1 protein-coding gene is annotated in these 845 nt (G+C 47.6%); it reads right to left on the bottom strand.

Annotation, left to right across the window (positions count from 1 at the left end):
• Positions 1 to 845: hypothetical protein (locus AB4209_RS22190; protein WP_372057407.1), on the bottom strand; the 845-nt coding region annotated here is incomplete at both ends.

Genomic DNA, 845 nt, shown 5'->3' on the forward strand with positions numbered 1-845 from the left:
GGTTCGATTCGGAACTTCTCGACATCATCACTTTGGTTGGTAAACGAGATAGTCTCGGTTTGACTCACCGCACTGCCGCTTGGTGTCGAGCCATCAGAAAGTTGTGTTTCTGATAGCGTCACGCTTGGTACGGATTCGATGGTTGGAATATCACCATCGGTAATGGTCAGAACAACCGTTGCCGTTTCAACATCCACATCGCCATCGCTGGATGTCACCACAATCGACTTCACGATTGGGCCAGATTCATGGTCGAGGTTACGGTTTGGCTCAAAACGTACGTCACCTTCAAGGGTGATAAACAAAGAGCCTTCAGTGAAGATAAACTCTTGCTCGCCAGTATCGGTTTGGTCAAGCGTCAGTGGAGTCCCACCATCGTAAGTGAACTCAGTAATGGTCGCACCATCAGCACTCTGCTCTGGCATCACATCAATGGTACTGGTTGTGATTGTGCCGTCTGCAAGATTTGGCTCAGTGATATCTAACGTACCATCCTGCATGATTTGAACATCATCACCAATGGTCACGTTAAGTTGAGACACCAACGAGTCATCGCCATCGCTATCGACCGCGTAAACCGGTAAGTCGAAACTCAAATTATTATTTGCGAGGCCATCTACATGGTCTAGTGCTTCAAGTAAGGTGAAGGTGTATTGACCTAAATTGGTATCCGAGAAACTAATCGTGAACACATTGGTTTCAACATTCGAACCATCAGTAACATAACCGATGTAGCCGCCCGGTGTGGTTGGGTCAGCTTTCAGCTCGACCGCTAATCCGTTTGATGTGAGAGTGCCGCCAAAATTGAACTCAGTCGGTTCAATACGGAAGCTGGTCACATCATC

Origin of the sequence: Vibrio sp. 10N.286.48.C11 (assembly GCF_041469805.1) — a bacterium.
GTDB lineage: Bacteria > Pseudomonadota > Gammaproteobacteria > Enterobacterales > Vibrionaceae > Vibrio > Vibrio crassostreae_C.